Annotated in this window: 16 protein-coding genes; 3 read left to right on the forward strand and 13 right to left on the reverse strand. The window is 67.2% G+C overall.

Annotated features, from left to right (window positions below):
• Positions 1-58 precede the first annotated feature (58 nt).
• The 12 genes from DXV50_RS04290 to rnd form a co-directional block, all read right to left on the reverse strand.
• A complete protein-coding gene (locus DXV50_RS04290) occupies positions 59-823 on the reverse strand; it encodes a gamma-glutamyl-gamma-aminobutyrate hydrolase family protein (RefSeq protein WP_117204957.1) in 765 nt (254 codons plus the stop codon).
• Between the two features lie 67 nt (positions 824-890).
• The gene (locus tag DXV50_RS04295) at positions 891-1,649 is read right to left on the reverse strand and encodes an amino acid ABC transporter ATP-binding protein (protein ID WP_117204958.1); all 759 of its coding nucleotides are present in this window, start codon (positions 1,647-1,649) and stop codon (positions 891-893) included.
• Positions 1,650-1,673: 24 nt separating this feature from the next.
• Positions 1,674-2,504: an amino acid ABC transporter permease gene (locus DXV50_RS04300; protein ID WP_117204959.1), complete on the reverse strand. Its 831-nt coding sequence runs from the start codon at positions 2,502-2,504 to the stop codon at positions 1,674-1,676.
• Positions 2,504-3,163, reverse strand: a complete 660-nt coding sequence (locus tag DXV50_RS04305; protein WP_117204960.1) for an amino acid ABC transporter permease — start codon at positions 3,161-3,163, stop codon at positions 2,504-2,506. Before DXV50_RS04305 ends, DXV50_RS04300 begins: the two co-directional genes overlap by 1 nt.
• A gap of 109 nt (positions 3,164-3,272) precedes the next feature.
• Positions 3,273-4,256, reverse strand: coding sequence for a glutamate ABC transporter substrate-binding protein (locus DXV50_RS04310; protein ID WP_117204961.1), 984 nt, complete (start codon positions 4,254-4,256; stop codon positions 3,273-3,275).
• A gap of 202 nt (positions 4,257-4,458) precedes the next feature.
• The gene (locus DXV50_RS04315) at positions 4,459-5,631 is read right to left on the reverse strand and encodes an acetate/propionate family kinase (RefSeq protein ID WP_117204962.1); all 1,173 of its coding nucleotides are present in this window, start codon (positions 5,629-5,631) and stop codon (positions 4,459-4,461) included.
• A 140-nt stretch (positions 5,632-5,771) separates the two neighbouring features.
• Positions 5,772-6,188, reverse strand: a complete 417-nt coding sequence (locus DXV50_RS04320; RefSeq protein ID WP_117204963.1) for a C-GCAxxG-C-C family protein — start codon at positions 6,186-6,188, stop codon at positions 5,772-5,774.
• Between the two features lies 1 nt (position 6,189).
• Positions 6,190-6,540 (reverse strand): histidine triad nucleotide-binding protein, encoded by a 351-nt coding sequence (locus DXV50_RS04325; RefSeq protein ID WP_117204964.1) that lies wholly within the window; start codon positions 6,538-6,540, stop codon positions 6,190-6,192.
• 51 nt (positions 6,541-6,591) lie between these two features.
• Positions 6,592-6,858: an exodeoxyribonuclease VII small subunit gene (gene xseB, locus DXV50_RS04330; protein ID WP_117204965.1), complete on the reverse strand. Its 267-nt coding sequence runs from the start codon at positions 6,856-6,858 to the stop codon at positions 6,592-6,594.
• A gap of 59 nt (positions 6,859-6,917) precedes the next feature.
• Positions 6,918-8,246 (reverse strand): exodeoxyribonuclease VII large subunit, encoded by a 1,329-nt coding sequence (gene xseA, locus DXV50_RS04335; protein WP_117204966.1) that lies wholly within the window; start codon positions 8,244-8,246, stop codon positions 6,918-6,920.
• 1 nt (position 8,247) lies between these two features.
• The gene (locus DXV50_RS04340) at positions 8,248-8,949 is read right to left on the reverse strand and encodes a zinc metallopeptidase (protein WP_117204967.1); all 702 of its coding nucleotides are present in this window, start codon (positions 8,947-8,949) and stop codon (positions 8,248-8,250) included.
• 132 nt (positions 8,950-9,081) lie between these two features.
• The gene (rnd, locus tag DXV50_RS04345; RefSeq protein WP_232817454.1) at positions 9,082-10,212 is read right to left on the reverse strand and encodes a ribonuclease D; all 1,131 of its coding nucleotides are present in this window, start codon (positions 10,210-10,212) and stop codon (positions 9,082-9,084) included.
• Between the two features lie 120 nt (positions 10,213-10,332).
• Between rnd and DXV50_RS04350 the strand changes: the two genes are divergently transcribed.
• Entirely contained in the window at positions 10,333-11,304 is a 972-nt protein-coding gene (locus DXV50_RS04350) for a diacylglycerol/lipid kinase family protein (protein WP_117204968.1), read from the forward strand.
• Positions 11,305-11,414: 110 nt separating this feature from the next.
• Here DXV50_RS04350 and DXV50_RS04355 read toward each other — a convergent pair whose 3' ends face one another.
• Entirely contained in the window at positions 11,415-12,476 is a 1,062-nt protein-coding gene (locus tag DXV50_RS04355; RefSeq protein WP_117204969.1) for a Gfo/Idh/MocA family protein, read from the reverse strand.
• Positions 12,477-12,572: 96 nt separating this feature from the next.
• On the opposite strand from DXV50_RS04355, the gene DXV50_RS04360 reads away from it, so the two are divergent.
• Both DXV50_RS04360 and DXV50_RS04365 read left to right on the forward strand, forming a co-directional pair.
• Positions 12,573-13,289 carry an acyl-[acyl-carrier-protein] thioesterase gene (locus DXV50_RS04360; protein WP_117204970.1) on the forward strand — a complete coding sequence of 239 codons (717 nt, stop codon included), beginning with the start codon at positions 12,573-12,575 and terminating at the stop codon, positions 13,287-13,289.
• Positions 13,290-13,291: 2 nt separating this feature from the next.
• The gene (locus DXV50_RS04365; RefSeq protein WP_117204971.1) at positions 13,292-13,714 is read left to right on the forward strand and encodes a (deoxy)nucleoside triphosphate pyrophosphohydrolase; all 423 of its coding nucleotides are present in this window, start codon (positions 13,292-13,294) and stop codon (positions 13,712-13,714) included.
• Positions 13,715-13,795: the final 81 nt, after the last annotated feature.

Consider the following 13,795-nt stretch of genomic DNA (forward strand, 5'->3'; position numbering starts at 1 on the left):
CGCGTGCGACGGTCGGGCAAAACGTACTTCTCGCCTACCCGGCGGCGCTGCGACCGCCCTATTCGGCGGCTGCGGCCACGAACGCCCTCCACAGGTCCATGTCGGGCTCCGAGCGGTACCACGTGTACTCCGGGTGCCACTGCACGCCGAGCACAAAGTGCCTGTCCGGGCGCTCGATGCACTCGGGCACGCCATCGTCGGAGTGGGCCGTGAGGACCAGGCCCTCGCCCAGCTCGTCCACGCAGCAGTGGTGCGCGGAGTTGACCTGGTAGCCGGTGCGGCCGCCGTTGGCGCGCCACAGGAGGCTCCCCTCGTCGACCTCGACGGGGTGCGAGGTCTGGTGCAGGCTGTTTACGTGGTCGTGCACCTCGGCGCCCGGCGTGCGCGGGTAGTTAGGGACGTCCATGCAAAGGGTGCCGCCCAGGGCGACGTTCAGCGCCTGGGTGCCGCGGCAGATGGTGAAGAGGGGCTTGTCCACCTCGACGGCGTAACGAAGAAGCGGCAGCTCGAAGGTGTCTCGCGCGGGGCAGAAGGTGCAGCCCTCGTAGTCCTTCTCGTCACCCCAGCACGTCGGGTGCACGTCGGGACCGCCCGGAAGGCAGATGCCGTCAGCCAGCTCCACGTACTCGTGCATGAGCTCCTCGGCCTCCATGAGGTCGTTGGGGAGGTTCATCATGAGGGGAAGGCCGCCCGCCGCAAAGATGGCGTCAACGTAGCACTTGGTGGTGGCCTCGTTGGGGCTCAGCTGCTCGTCACGGTAGATGCGGCCGGGCTCGAAGCGTGGGGCGACCAGGATGAGCGGGCGAGAAGTGCGGCGGGACATGAAGCGACCTTTCCTTTGATGAAGTTAGTTATCAGATGGAGCCTAGCGCACCTGGGACGAGCGGACCCTAGTGCCCCTTGATGGAGTTGAGGAAGTCACGGGCGCGCTCGGTCTTGGGGTTGTCGAAGAACTCGTCGGGCGTGCCCGTCTCGACAATCTGGCCGTCGGCCATGAAGATGACGCGGTCGGCCACGCGGCGGGCGAAGTTCATCTCGTGCGTGACCACGATCATGGTCATCCCCTCACGGGCAAGCTTAACCATGACGTCCAGGACCTCGTTGATCATCTCGGGGTCAAGGGCGCTCGTGGGCTCGTCGAAGAGCATGGCCTTGGGGTGCATGGCAAGCGACCGGGCGATGGCCACGCGCTGCTGCTGGCCACCGGAGAGCTGGGCCGGCACCTTGTGCGCCTGCTCTGCCACGCCAACGCGGGTCAGAAGGTCCATGGCCACCTTCTCGGCCTCCTCCTTCTTCATGCCCAGGACCTGGATGGGGCCGAGGGTCACGTTCTCGAGGATGGTCATGTGCGCAAAGAGGTTGAAGCTCTGGAAGACCATGCCAAGCTCGGCGCGCATCTGAGTGAGCTCACGGCCCTCCTGCGGCAGAGGCTTGCCCTCGATGAGAATCTCGCCGGAGTCGATGGTCTCCAGGCGGTTGATGGTGCGGCACATGGTTGACTTGCCGGAGCCAGACGGACCGATGACCACGAGCACCTCGCCGCGGTCGACCTCGAGGTTGATGTCCTTCAGGACGTGAAGGTCGCCAAAGTGCTTCTCCACGTGGCGGAGCTCGATGATGGGCTCTTTGCCCTGGTTGTTCTGGGTCATGTCTCTCCTATCCAAGTGGGCGGGCTAGCGGATGATCTTGACGCCCATGCGGTGCGAGACGTACACGGAAGCCTTGTTGATAAGGTAGTTGATGAGGATGTAGATGACGGCCACCACGAGGTACGTGGAGACAAGCGCGTCGTAGTTGGTGCGCAGGACCTGGGCGTTCTGCATGAGGTCGGGGAAGGTGACCACATAGGCAAGGGCCGTGTCCTTCACCACGACCACGAGCTGGCTGATGAGCGACGGAATGACGAAGCGGATGGCCTGCGGCAGCACGATCTTGGTCTTGACCTTCCAGCGCGAGAGTCCGATGGACAGACCCGCCTCGGTCTGCCCACGCGGCACGGCGTTGACGCCGGCGCGGAAGACCTCGGCGAGGACGCCGGACGCGGCAAGCGAGATGGGGATGGTGAGCATCCAGAAGGAGTCCATCTTGAGCCCCAGGCTCGGCACCACGAAGAAGAAGCCGTAGATGAACAGCAGGCTCGGGACGCCGCGGAAGAAGTTGGTGAGGATGGCGCAGAGGACCGAGAGGGGCCTCACGTGGCTGATGCGCCCTAGCATGAGGAGCATGCCCAGCACGAGCGAGATAACGCCCGCGGTGAGGGCCACCTGGAAGGTGCCCACCAGGCCGCGGCCGAGGTAGATCCACGTGGTCCTCCAGCTGAAGAGCTCCCAGTACCTGGAGGAGAGCTGCCCCGTCACCCAGAAACGGTACACCGCGAAGGCGAGAAGCGCGACCACGGCGGCAAGCGAGACCACGGTGCCCACGACCATCTTGCGGCGGGTCTTGGGGCCGGGCGCCTCGTAGAGGGCGTCGCGCATGGTCATAGTGGACTGCGTCTTGGCCATTAGCGCATCACCCTGACCTTCTGGTCGATCTTGTTGCCCACGAAGCCGGCGACAAGGGCGGTGCCGATGTAGCCGCACGCGGAGAGCGCGAAGGTGACCACGCCGGCGGACTCGCGCGTGTTGATGTAGGAGACCAGGCCGGTGAGCTCCTGCGGGGTCATGGGCACCTGGGAGCCCAGGGCCGTGGTGAGCATGACGGCGATGAACAGGTTGGTCATGGGCAGCACGGTGGAACGCAGCGCCTGCGGGATGACCACATGACGCAGGATCTGCGTGAAGGAGAGGCCGATGGAGCGCGCGGCCTCGATCTGCCCCACGCCGATGGTGTTGATGCCCGTCATGAAGTTCTCGGACCCGAAGGACGCACCCAGAAGCACCGTGCAGAGCACGACGCTGGGCTCGTAGTCAAGCACGAGCTTGAGGTGCGGCAGCGCGTACACCACGATGAGGATGAGGACCGCGCCGGGGATGTTGCGGAACACCTGCACGTAGAAGTCGCCGAAGACGCGCAGCGGCTTGAACGGGCAGACGCGCAGCACCGTGATCAGGATGGAGAGCGCCATGACGAGCACGAACGAGACGGCCGTGATCCGCCAGGTAGTGAGAAGGGCCGTGAGGTAGTTGGGCCCGTAGGTTGAGAGAAGCTCTGAGAGCCCCATCGTTCCTCCTTACATGCGAGGGGCCTTCCGTCTTCGCTGGGACGGAAGGCCCCGGATGGCAGCCTGGGCCGCCGGTCATCTTTGGTTATATGCCCAAAGAATCAAAAGGCTAGGCACCAATCGCAGGAGGCTCGGGAACGGTGGAGACGCCCGTGCGATCGGCGATGCAGATCTTGTAGAAGTCGGCCCACTTGCCGTCCTTCTCGAACTTCTCGAGGAAGGCGTTGACGAAGTCCACGCCGTCGGAGCCGAGCTTGAGGCCGATGCCGTACTTGTCCTCGGGGCCGAAGGCGTCGCCGGCGATGCGGTACTTGCCGGGGTTCTTGACGACGTTGCCCATGTGGAGGGTCATGTCGACCACGTAGGCGTCGACGCGGCCCTGCTCCAGGGCGGCGCGGCACTCGTCGTCCTTGGAGAACTCCTGGAGCTCGGCCTCGGGGGCGAACTCCTCGACGACCTGCGGGCCCGTGGAGCCGGACTGGACGGCGACCTTCTTGCCCTTGAGGTCGTCGAGGCCGTTGATGTCCTGGTTGTCGGCGGCAACGAGGATGCCCTGCTGGGTGGTGAAGTACGGACCGGCGAAGGAGATGACCTCCTTGCGCTTCTCGTTGATGGAGTAGGTGGCAAAGACGGCGTCCACGTTGTCGTTCTGAAGGACCGACTCGCGGGTGTCGGAGGTCATCTGGGTGTAGTCGTACTTGGTCTCGTCGCCCAGGATGTAGCGGACGAGGCTCAGGTAGATGGCGGCGTCAAAGCCGTAGACCTTGCCCGTGGTCTCGTCAAGCTGGGAGAAGAGCACGGAGGTGCGGGTGGCACCCAGGCGGAAGGTGCCAGCCTCCTTGATGGCCTTGGCCCAGGCGTTGGCCTCGATGGTCGCGTCATCGGCGGGCTCGACGGTGGCGACAAGCTTGTCGAAGGCGTCCTTGTCGATGTCGGTGTTGGAGGTCTGGGCGGCGTCGGAGCCGCCGTTGGAGGCGGGCTCGGAGGGGCCGTCGGAGCAGCCGGCCAGGGTGGCCAACGCGGCGGCGCCAAACATGCCGGCGCCGAGGCCCAGGGCCTGGCGGCGGTCAAGCATGAGGTTCTTCTTGTTCATGAGTGTTCCTCCCTGATCTTGTCCCCTGATACAGAGCTGGTCGGGACGTTAGACGTTACTTTACCCAACCGCAGTGGTGTCTAATTCCTACCTGGCGGCTACGTAATAGAGCGTTCACGGTGCGCACACCGGGAATGGGACAAAAAAGGCCCCCGCGCCGAGAAGGACGTGGGGACCTTGAGGCGCTTCGTTGAAGAGGAGCCTACTTGCCGAGGAGCTCCTTGACGTCAAGGGCGATCATGTACTCCTCGTTGGTCGGGATGACCCAGACGTGAATCTTGGAGTCGGGCGTGGAGATCTCGCGCGGGTCGTCGGAGCGGACGGCGTTCTTGTCATCGTCAATCTGGACGCCCATCCAGGCGAGGCGGTTCACAACCTCTTTGCGCATGCGAGCGGAGTTCTCGCCCACGCCGGCGGTGAAGACCATGGTGTCGACGCCGTTCATGGCCTGGACCATGGTGGCGAACTGGGAGGCCACGCGGTAGCTCCACATGTCAATGGCCATCTGGCAGCGCTCGTTGCCCTCGTTGGCGCCGGCCTCGATGTCACGGCAGTCGCTGGAGACGCCGGAGATGGCGGCCAGGCCGGACTGCTTGTTCATCATGGTGTCGATCTCGTCGATGGAGTAGTGGCCCTCGCGAGAGAGGTAGAAGACGGTGGCCGGGTCGACGGTACCGCAGCGGGTGCCCATGATCAGGCCGTCGAGCGGGGTGAGGCCCATCGTGGTGTCCATGCACTTGCCGTCCTCGATGGCGCACAGGGAGGCGCCGGAGCCGAGGTGGCAGCTCACGACCTTGTGGGCGGTGTGGCCGGAGGCCTCATCGACGGAGCGCCAGATGAAGCGGTGGCTCGTGCCGTGGGCGCCGTACTTGCGGATGTGCAGGCTGTCGACGACCTCCTTGGGCAGGGCGTAGTTGTGGGCCTCGGCCGGCATGTTGTAGTGGAACGCGGTGTCCGGGACGATGACGTTGCCCAGCTCGGGGAACATGTCGCGGCAGATCTCGATGACGTCGGCCTCGGCGTAGTTGTGGAGGGGAGCCAGAGGCGCGACCTCGCGGACCCAGCCCAGGGTCTCGTCGGTGACGACGGCGGACTCGGGGAAGTACCAGCCGCCCTGGACCACGCGGTGGCCGATGCCGTCGATGGGGGCGTCCACGGCCTTCAGGATCTCAAAGACGTGCTTGATGGCGGTCTTGTGGTCGGGAAGGGCGACCTCGAGCTTCTGCTTGCCGGAGCCGTTCTCCTCGTGGCCGATGAAGGAGCCGTCGATGCCGATGCGCTCGCAGTTGCCCTTGGCGTAGACCTCGCGGGTGTCCACGTTGAGCAGCTGGTACTTAAGGGACGAGCTGCCGGCATTGATGACTAGGACGTTCATTGCTCTCCTCTCGTGTGAGGAATCGATTCCTCATGAACATACACACGTAGACCTAGGATAGCCCCTCGCGGGGCTATCACAGGACTTTCACTTGGCGAGAATTGCCCGCGGCGCGTGCCAAGGGGAACGGGGCGCGTCGGCTACTCGGCGTCGGCGAAGACGACGTCCTCGAGGATGCGGGCGGCGTTCTCTATGCACTGGGGGCAGGAGCACAGCACCTGGCCCGTCTCGACGCCCTTGAGGTCGGCGCAGCGCGTGGCGCCCGAGACCTCCGCAAAGCGGCGGACGAGCTCGCGGGAGACCTTGTAGGTGGCCGCCTTGCTGGTGGGGGCCTCCAGGTCGGCGCAGCTGTTTGCCAGGCCGCAGATCACGCAGGCGCCGGAGAGCGCGCCGCAGGTGCCCTGCATGCCGCCCATGCCAAGGCCCAGGCCCTCGGTGGCGGCGAACATGGTCTTCTCGTCGGCGCCGACGAGGTCGGCGTAGGTGCAGGCGATGGCCTGCGCGCAGTTGAAGCCGCGGGCGTGGCGGGCGGCGCAGTCGGAGACGCGTGACTCCATGCTAGGCCTCCTTGGGAAGAAGGCCCTCGCCGAGCGGGGCGCCGCCGAGGACGTGCATGTGCAGGTGCATGACGGTCTGGCCGGCCGTGGCTCCTGTGTTCATGATGCAGCGGAAGCCGGAGTCCCTGATGCCCTCGGAGGCAGCCACGGCCTCAACGGCATTGGCCATGGACTTCAGGACCTCGGCCGGAACTCCGTCCACGATGTTTGCGTAGTGGGCCTTGGGGACCACCAAGACGTGGGTGGGTGCCTGCGGGTTGAGGTCGCGGAAGGCTACCACGTTGGCGTCCTCGTAGAGGAGGTCCGTGGGGATCTCCCCGTTGGCGATCTTGCAGAAGATGCAGTCAGACATGGGTTCTCTCCTTGCTATGCTCGCGGCCCGGCGGGCCGGCGTGCCTTGATTCTAGTCGTCCAGATAGGCCGTGGAGGGCGCGGAGGCGGTGTCGGTGGTGACGGCGGTCTCCCCCGCCTCGTCGAGGAGCACGCGGACTTTCTGCTCCGCGTTGGACAGGCGCTCCCTCAGGCTGCGCAGCAGCTCGACGCCGCGGCCGTAGCGCTCGAGGGACTCCTCGAGCTCGAGGTCTCCCGCCTCGAGCGAGCGCACGATCTGCTCCAGCTCGATGGAGGCCTCCTTAAACGTCATGTCCTCGATGCTCTTCTGGTCTGCCATGGTGGTTCTCCTCTCAGGGAAATCTGATGCTTGGACAAAAAAGGGATCATCCCCTTTTCTCACTCTACTGAGGTGACCTGCGCGCTGACGCGGCCCGAGCCCAGGCGGATGCCCACGGGCTGGCCGGGGCGGAGCTCCGAGGCCTCCTTGATGACGTGGCCGGCCTCGTCGGTGGCTATGGCGTAGCCACGCGAGAGGACCTTAAGCGGGCTCAGGGCGTCGAGGGTCCCGGCAAGCCGGCCCAGCTCCGCCTCGGCCGGGCGCAGCATGCGCGGGGCAAGCCCGCGCAGCCGCGACGCCTGGCCCGAGAGCTCCTCGGCCTTGCGGGAGAGGCTCCTGGGGATGGCGTCGTGGAGGCGCTCCTCGGTCTGGGCGAGGTCGGCCGCGCGGGACTCCAGCGGGGCCATGGGGTCCTGCAGGCACCTGCGGGCGCCCAGCCCCTCTACCTGCACCTCCAGGCGAGAAAGGCGCGCGCCCATGGCGTTTGCCGAGAGACGCGCGAGCGACTCCACGGACGCCTCGCGCGTCTCGAGGAGCGCCGCCATGGAGCGGCCGAGACGCACGTGTCTCTGGTTCATCTGGCGCTCCACCTCGTCGATGGCCGGAGCCACGGACTCGGCAGCCGCGGTGGGCGTGGAGCAGCGGCGGTCGGCCACCATGTCCGCGATGGTGACGTCGGGCTCGTGGCCGATGCCCGTCACCACGGGCACGGGGCAGTCGGCGATGGCACGCGCGACCTGCTCGTCGTTGAAGCACATGAGGTCCTCCAGGGACCCTCCACCACGAACGAGAAGGATGGCGTCGGGGCGCGACGCCGCGGCGACACCGAGGGCGCGGACGATGGAGGCGGGTGCCTGCTGGCCCTGGACGCTCGCGCCCGCCACGTCGATGAGCACGAGCGGGTTCCTGCGGGCCAGTGTGCGCTTGACGTCCTCGATGACGGATCCGGAGAGCGACGTCACCACGCAGACGCGCGAGCAGAAAGCCGGGATTGGCCGCTTGCGGCGGTCGTCCATCAGGCCCTCGACCTGGAGCCTGCGAGCGAGCTCGGCGATGCGCTGGCGCAGCAGGCCCTCGCCCGAGGCCTCCACGCGGCTGGCGACGAAGGACATGCGGCCGGAGCCCTTGTAGATGTCGAACTTGCCCGTGAGCTGGACCTCGAGACCGTCCCTGAGCTCAAAGGAGAGCTTCTGGTGGGTGCCGCGCCAGACGATGACGGACATCGAGGCGCCGCCGTCCTTGACCTCGAAGTAGCAGTGGCCGCTTCGGGCGTTGGGCCCACGGAAGCCCGAGACCTCGCCCACGACGGTCATGGACGGCCAGCGGGAGACCTGGCCCTTCGCAAGCTCGACCGCGTCCGAGACGGAGAGCGTGACGTCCTCGGCCATGCTAGCGCTCCTCCCTGTTTGCATAGCGCTGCAGCAGGTACACGAGCTGGATCACCGAGACGAGCGCAGAGGCCACGTAGGTGAGCGCAGCCGCCACGAGCACCTGGCGGGCACCCCTCTGGTCTAGGCCGGTGCCGCGGTCCCTCAGGAAGGCGACGGCGCGGCGGGAGGCGTCGATCTCCACGGGAAGCGTCACCAGCGAGAAGAGCACGGTGGCCGCGTAGAGCGCGATGGCGACCTTCACCAGGCCGAAGGCGTTAAGGAAGACGCCGGCCAGAAGGACGACGGTCCAGAGGCTCTCCGCGGCGCTGACCACGGGCACCAGCGCCGTGCGAAGGCGGTACATGGCAAAGCCCCTCTGGCGCTGGACGGCATGTCCCGCCTCGTGGCACGCCACGGCGACGGAGGCCACCGAGGAACCGCCGAAGTTGGCGTCGGAGAGGTGGAGCTTCTCGTCACGCGGGTCAAAGTAATCGGTGAGCTCGCCGCCGACGCGGGTGATGCCCACGTTGGAGGCGCCGCCCTCGTCGAGCATGCGGCGCGCGACCTCGGCGCCGGTGCCAGGGATGGAGGCGCTGACGTTTGACCACTTGCGGTACGTGGACTTGATGAAGGCCTGCGCGAGGCCTCCCAGGACGATGGAGGCGAGAACCACGGCATAGTAGCCGAGGTCAGCGCCGTAGTAGTAGCCGTAGTAGGGCATGCGATGCTCCAATCGAAGTGACAGCACGTTCTCTTATACCCCAAGGGCCGGACGCAAACGAGGGGCGGCAGGGACCTCTCCCCACCGCCCCTCGCGGATGGTGCCGGGCGCGTCGCAAGCCGCCCAGGTGGCCTAGAGCATCTCTATGCGGCCGTCCTTGACCGTGAGGCCGACCTCGCCGTCGAGCAAGCGCGCCAGCGTGGAGCCGGCAAGCTCCCAGCGCCAGGAGGTCGAGAGGCGCGACTTTCCGCGGTTGGTCACGAAGTCCTGCAGGTCGTCCCTGGTGGCGATGAGCTGGGTGGCCACGCCGGTCTTCTCGGAGATCACGCGCAGCATGGCGTACATGAGGTCGATGACGCTCTCCGTCTCTGCGGAGGGGCGCACGTGGCGCTGGACCTGGGGGCACTCGCCCGCGGGGCAGGCCACGCCGCGCGAGACGGCGGCCACGAGCTCCTCGGCGTCGCGCGGCGAGAGCTGCTCGGTGCCGCGGATGCGGCGCAGGCGGTCGGTGCCGCGCGGGACGCGCTTGCAGACCTCGACGATGACCTCGTCGGAGAGCACCCACTTGCGGGGGACGTCGCGAGAGGCGGCGAGGCGCTCGCGCCAGGCGCAGGCCTCGCGGGCGATGGCCAGCTGGCGGCGGGTGAGGGAGCCGGAGCGCTTGAGGCGCAGGTAGGCCTCCTCGGGGGCGCGCGTCACGTGGGCGGGGTCGGTCAGGGCCTCCATCTCGGGCGCCACCCAGGCAAGGCGGTCGCGCTCGATGAGCTCGGAGACCATGCGCTCGTAGATGCCGGGGAGGTAGCGCACGTCGTCCTCAGCATAGGTGAGCTGCTCGGGGTCGAGCGGGCGGCGCGACCAGTCCGTCAGGGACTCGGCCTTGGCAAGGTGCACGTCGCAGTAGGACTCCACCAGGGAGCCGTAGCTGATCTGCTGGCGCAGGCCGAGGAAGGCGGCCGCGAGCTGGGTGTCAAAGACCGAGCGGCAGGTGCAGCCCATGCCCGACTGGATGACCTCCAGGTCCTGGCTGCACGCGTGGAAGACCTTGGTGACCTCGGGGTCCTCGAAGATCCTCGCCAGAGGGGCGAGGTCGCCAATGAGGATGGGGTCGATGGCGGCGATCTTCTCGCCGGCCCTCACCTGGACGAGGCACAGCTTGGGGTAGTAGGTCTTCTCGCGGAGAAACTCGGTGTCGACGGCAATGACGCGCTCGCCGGCGGCCTCGCGGCAGAAATCTTCGAGCTCCCCTTGGGTTGCTATGTACACGTGGTCTCGATTCAGGACGCAGAGTTTGGGTACCATCAGGTGGTGCGCGGCCGCGGCGCGGCCCGCCAAGCGCATAATCATAGCCGCAACCACCTGCGACGGAAACCTGGGGAGGAAGCCGTGCGCACGCTCATCATTCATAATCCAAAATCCGGCTTTGGCTCGGACGCCGTCTACCAGTTCCAGCGCTCCGTCGTGAGGCCGGGGGACGAGTGCGTCTTCCGGCTGCTGAAGGACGACTTCGACCCCAGGGAGGCCGTGCGCGACGCGACGGACTTCGACGTGGTGGTGGCCTCAGGTGGAGACGGCACGGTGAGCGGCGTCATGCACGCGCTTGCGGGCACGGGGGTTCCGGTGTGCGCCTTTCCCTCCGGAACGGCCAACCTCTTCAACGCCAACCTGGGAAACACGCCCGAGCCGCAGTCGCTCGCGCGCGCCTGCCGCATGGGCCAGGTGGCCGACCTCGACCTGGGATCTCTCAACTGGGTTGACGTTGACGGCGCCTCCCACGAGTGCGGCTTTGCCCTCATGAGCGGCACGGGATACGACGCCCAGCTCATGCAGGCGGCCCTTCCCAACAAGGCGCTCATGGGCGAGGCGGCCTACTACGCCGCGGCCCTTGCCAACCCGCGCCCGGACGTCGTGGGCTTCCGCATCACCGTGGACGGCCAGACCTACGAGCGCGAGGGCATCATGTGCCTGGTGGCAAACGCCGCCATGATCCAGGGGGACGTGCAGATCGTGCCGGACTGCCACATGGACGACGGCGCGCTCGACGTCATAGTGGTAGAGGTCGGCAGCGTGGCCCAGCTCGCGGGCCCGGTGCTCTTTGCGCTCCTGGACCGCGAGGGCAACAAGATCGGGCGCCCGCACATCGAGAGCTTCCACGGCGCGGACATCGTGGTGGAGTGCTCGAAGCCCGTGCCCATCGAGGTGGACGGAGACTCGCAGCCCGCCCTGGTCACGCGCTACGAGGCCCACGCCCTGCCCGGGGTGGCCCGCGTGGTGGTGGACTCCATGAGCCCCTACGGCCAGCGCGCCGAGCAGGCCTCCCGCTTCGGCGGCACCGACGACGTGGCGTTTCCCAAGTAGGACCTGACCGCGGGACGCCGCGGTTTGCATGTGAATGTGGTCGCCGGGAGACATCCCGTCGACCACTTTTGCATGCAAACGGCGGCGAGAGGGGCGCCTTGCCGTGGGCGCTAGGCCAGGTCAGCCGGGAAGGTGACGCCGAGCTGGCGACGGGCCTCGTCCATGACGTGGGCGGTGTCGAGCGTGACCTGGCGGAAGCGGGCCACCATCTGCGCGGTGCCCTTCTCGCCCAGGACGGCGTCAACGAAGTCGGCGATCTCGCAGGCCATGTCGTTGGCGGGGCAGGGCGCCACCTCGACGGGACGGCCCTCGCGGGCCTCCTGGCGAAACACCATCCCCTTGTCCTCGTGGTCAAAGACGCGCAGGTTCTCCGGCGCCTCGACGTGGTCCCAGACCAGGGTGGCCTTCTCGCCCTGCACCTGGCAGGAAAGCTGGTCGTCGGAGAGCTTGCCGTAGGAGAGCGCCACCGCGGCCTCGGGGTAGCCCAGGGAGATGCTTCCGGCCAGGTCGATGGTGTTGAACTGGTCGTCGTCCGCCGTGCCGGGCACGCGCGTGGTGACGCCGCAGGCGGCCACGCGCTCGGGGCGGCCGAAGAGCGCCACCACGGGGGCGACCGTATAGACGCCCATGTCGCACAGGGCCCCCGCGGCCATGCGGGGGTCAAAGATGTTGAGGCGCTCCCCCGCCCGGAGTCGGGCGATGCGGCTCGTCACCTTGGAGAAGGACATCTGGGCCAGGCGGACCTGCCCCAGGGCAGCGACCTCGCGCTCGATGGCGGCAAAGCCGGGCGTATGGAGGTTGCGCATGGCCTCCATTGCCACGACGCCGGTCTCGTCGGCGGCACGGAAGAGCCCGGCTGCCTCGCGCTCGTTGGCGCCGAGGGACTTCTCCACCAGGACGTGCTTCCCGGCGGCCACGAGGACCTTGGCCTGGCTGACGTGCAGCGCGTTGGGGCTTGAGACGTAGACGGCATCCACCTCGGGGCAGGCGGCGAGCTCCCCGAGCGAGTCAAAGGCCAGCCCGGCGCCATGGGCGTCGGCAAACTCGCGGGCCTTCTGGCCGCTCCTGGAGTAGCAGCCCGTCAGCGCGGCCCGGGGCTCCCTGGAAAGGGCGTCCAGGAACCTCTCGCAGATCTTGCTCGTGCCGATGGTCGCAAACCTCACCATGCCCATGTGTCCCCCATTGTTCGCATTTGGCTGTAGTTGCGATTCTAACAGCCGCCCAGGGCCGCCAAGCTGATAAGGTCTTATGTGGAAAAAGGAGGTCACATGTACTCATTTGACGGTCGCGTGCGCTACAGCGAGTGCGACGAGGACGGGCGCCTGAGCCTTGTCTCCATGATGAACTACCTGCAGGACTGCTCGACCTTCCACTCGGAGGCGACGGGGGTCGGGCTTGGCTGGCTGGGCGAGCAGGGCCTTGGCTGGATCTTGGGCAGCTGGCTCATAGAGATCGACGAACTCCCCCGCTTTGCCGAGAAGATCCGCACGAGCACCTGGTGCTACAGCCTCAAGGGCCTGCACGCCCAGCGCTGCTTCTCCATCGAGGACTCCACGGGCCGCCCGGTCGTCCGCGCGGACTCGCAGTGGTTTCTCTTTGACCGCAACGCCGGCAAGGTCTGCCGCATCCCTGACTCCCAGCGCGTCTACCTCAGCGACGAGCCCCGTGCGGACCTGCCTGCCATGGAGCGCAAGATCAAGGTGGAGGGCGAGGGCAGGCAGGCCTCGCCCATCCAGGTGAGCGAGCAGCACCTGGACACCAACCGTCACGTCAACAACGCGCAGTACGTCATGTTTGCCCTGGACGCCCTCGCCGAGCTCGGGCATGCCCTTGACGTGCACCGCATTGCCGTCCAGTACCGCACCATGGCCTGGCTCGGCGACAAGGTCCACCCCTCGGTGCACCCCTGCGAGGGCGGCTTTGCCGTGGAGCTCACCGACGGCGCGGACGTCACGTACGCCGTCGTCAAGCTGCAGGAGGCGTGAGGATGAGGACCGTTCGCGTGGCCGCCGCCATCATCAAGTCCGACCAGGGGATTCTGGCCTGCAGGAGGGCCGACGCCCAGGGAGACGGCGGCTGGGAGTTTCCCGGTGGCAAGGTCGAGGAGGGCGAGTCCGCGGAGGCAGTCTGCCGCCGCGAGGTGGCCGAGGAACTCGGCTGCCGCCTGCAGCTCGCGTGGCCCTACGACGTCGTGGAGGCCGACTACCCGGACTTCCACCTGGTCATGGAGTGCTTCGCCTGCACGCTCGAGCCGGAAGAGGAGCCCGTGGCAACGCCCGGCGTCCACTCCGAGCTGCGCTGGGTCGACCGAGACGGCCTCATGGGCATTGACTGGCTGCCCGCCGACCGTACCCTTGCCCAGAGTCTGGGCATGAACTGGGACGCCGCATTTGGCGCGGAGTTCCTCTAGTCCAGACGGCACAACGGGGCCAGGCCCCGGGCGCCGCAAGGCCCGCACCCTCACCCAAGCACGCGACCAAGGGAGGACCGC

Origin of the sequence: Paratractidigestivibacter faecalis, from assembly GCF_003416765.1 — a bacterium.
Lineage (GTDB): Bacteria > Actinomycetota > Coriobacteriia > Coriobacteriales > Atopobiaceae > Paratractidigestivibacter > Paratractidigestivibacter faecalis.

What these genes read in the sequence shown, in the direction of transcription:
- DXV50_RS04290 (WP_117204957.1), bottom strand. Translation starts at nt 823, where the DNA reads ATGTCCCGCCGCACTTCTCGCCCGCTCATCCTGGTCGCCCCACGCTTC.
- DXV50_RS04295 (WP_117204958.1), bottom strand. Translation starts at nt 1,649, where the DNA reads ATGACCCAGAACAACCAGGGCAAAGAGCCCATCATCGAGCTCCGCCAC.
- DXV50_RS04300 (WP_117204959.1), bottom strand. Translation starts at nt 2,504, where the DNA reads ATGGCCAAGACGCAGTCCACTATGACCATGCGCGACGCCCTCTACGAG.
- DXV50_RS04305 (WP_117204960.1), bottom strand. Translation starts at nt 3,163, where the DNA reads ATGGGGCTCTCAGAGCTTCTCTCAACCTACGGGCCCAACTACCTCACG.
- DXV50_RS04310 (WP_117204961.1), bottom strand. Translation starts at nt 4,256, where the DNA reads ATGAACAAGAAGAACCTCATGCTTGACCGCCGCCAGGCCCTGGGCCTC.
- DXV50_RS04315 (WP_117204962.1), bottom strand. Translation starts at nt 5,631, where the DNA reads ATGAACGTCCTAGTCATCAATGCCGGCAGCTCGTCCCTTAAGTACCAG.
- DXV50_RS04320 (WP_117204963.1), bottom strand. Translation starts at nt 6,188, where the DNA reads ATGGAGTCACGCGTCTCCGACTGCGCCGCCCGCCACGCCCGCGGCTTC.
- DXV50_RS04325 (WP_117204964.1), bottom strand. Translation starts at nt 6,540, where the DNA reads ATGTCTGACTGCATCTTCTGCAAGATCGCCAACGGGGAGATCCCCACG.
- xseB (WP_117204965.1), bottom strand. Translation starts at nt 6,858, where the DNA reads ATGGCAGACCAGAAGAGCATCGAGGACATGACGTTTAAGGAGGCCTCC.
- xseA (WP_117204966.1), bottom strand. Translation starts at nt 8,246, where the DNA reads ATGGCCGAGGACGTCACGCTCTCCGTCTCGGACGCGGTCGAGCTTGCG.
- DXV50_RS04340 (WP_117204967.1), bottom strand. Translation starts at nt 8,949, where the DNA reads ATGCCCTACTACGGCTACTACTACGGCGCTGACCTCGGCTACTATGCC.
- DXV50_RS04355 (WP_117204969.1), bottom strand. Translation starts at nt 12,476, where the DNA reads ATGGGCATGGTGAGGTTTGCGACCATCGGCACGAGCAAGATCTGCGAG.
- DXV50_RS04360 (WP_117204970.1), top strand. Translation starts at nt 12,573, where the DNA reads ATGTACTCATTTGACGGTCGCGTGCGCTACAGCGAGTGCGACGAGGAC.
- DXV50_RS04365 (WP_117204971.1), top strand. Translation starts at nt 13,292, where the DNA reads ATGAGGACCGTTCGCGTGGCCGCCGCCATCATCAAGTCCGACCAGGGG.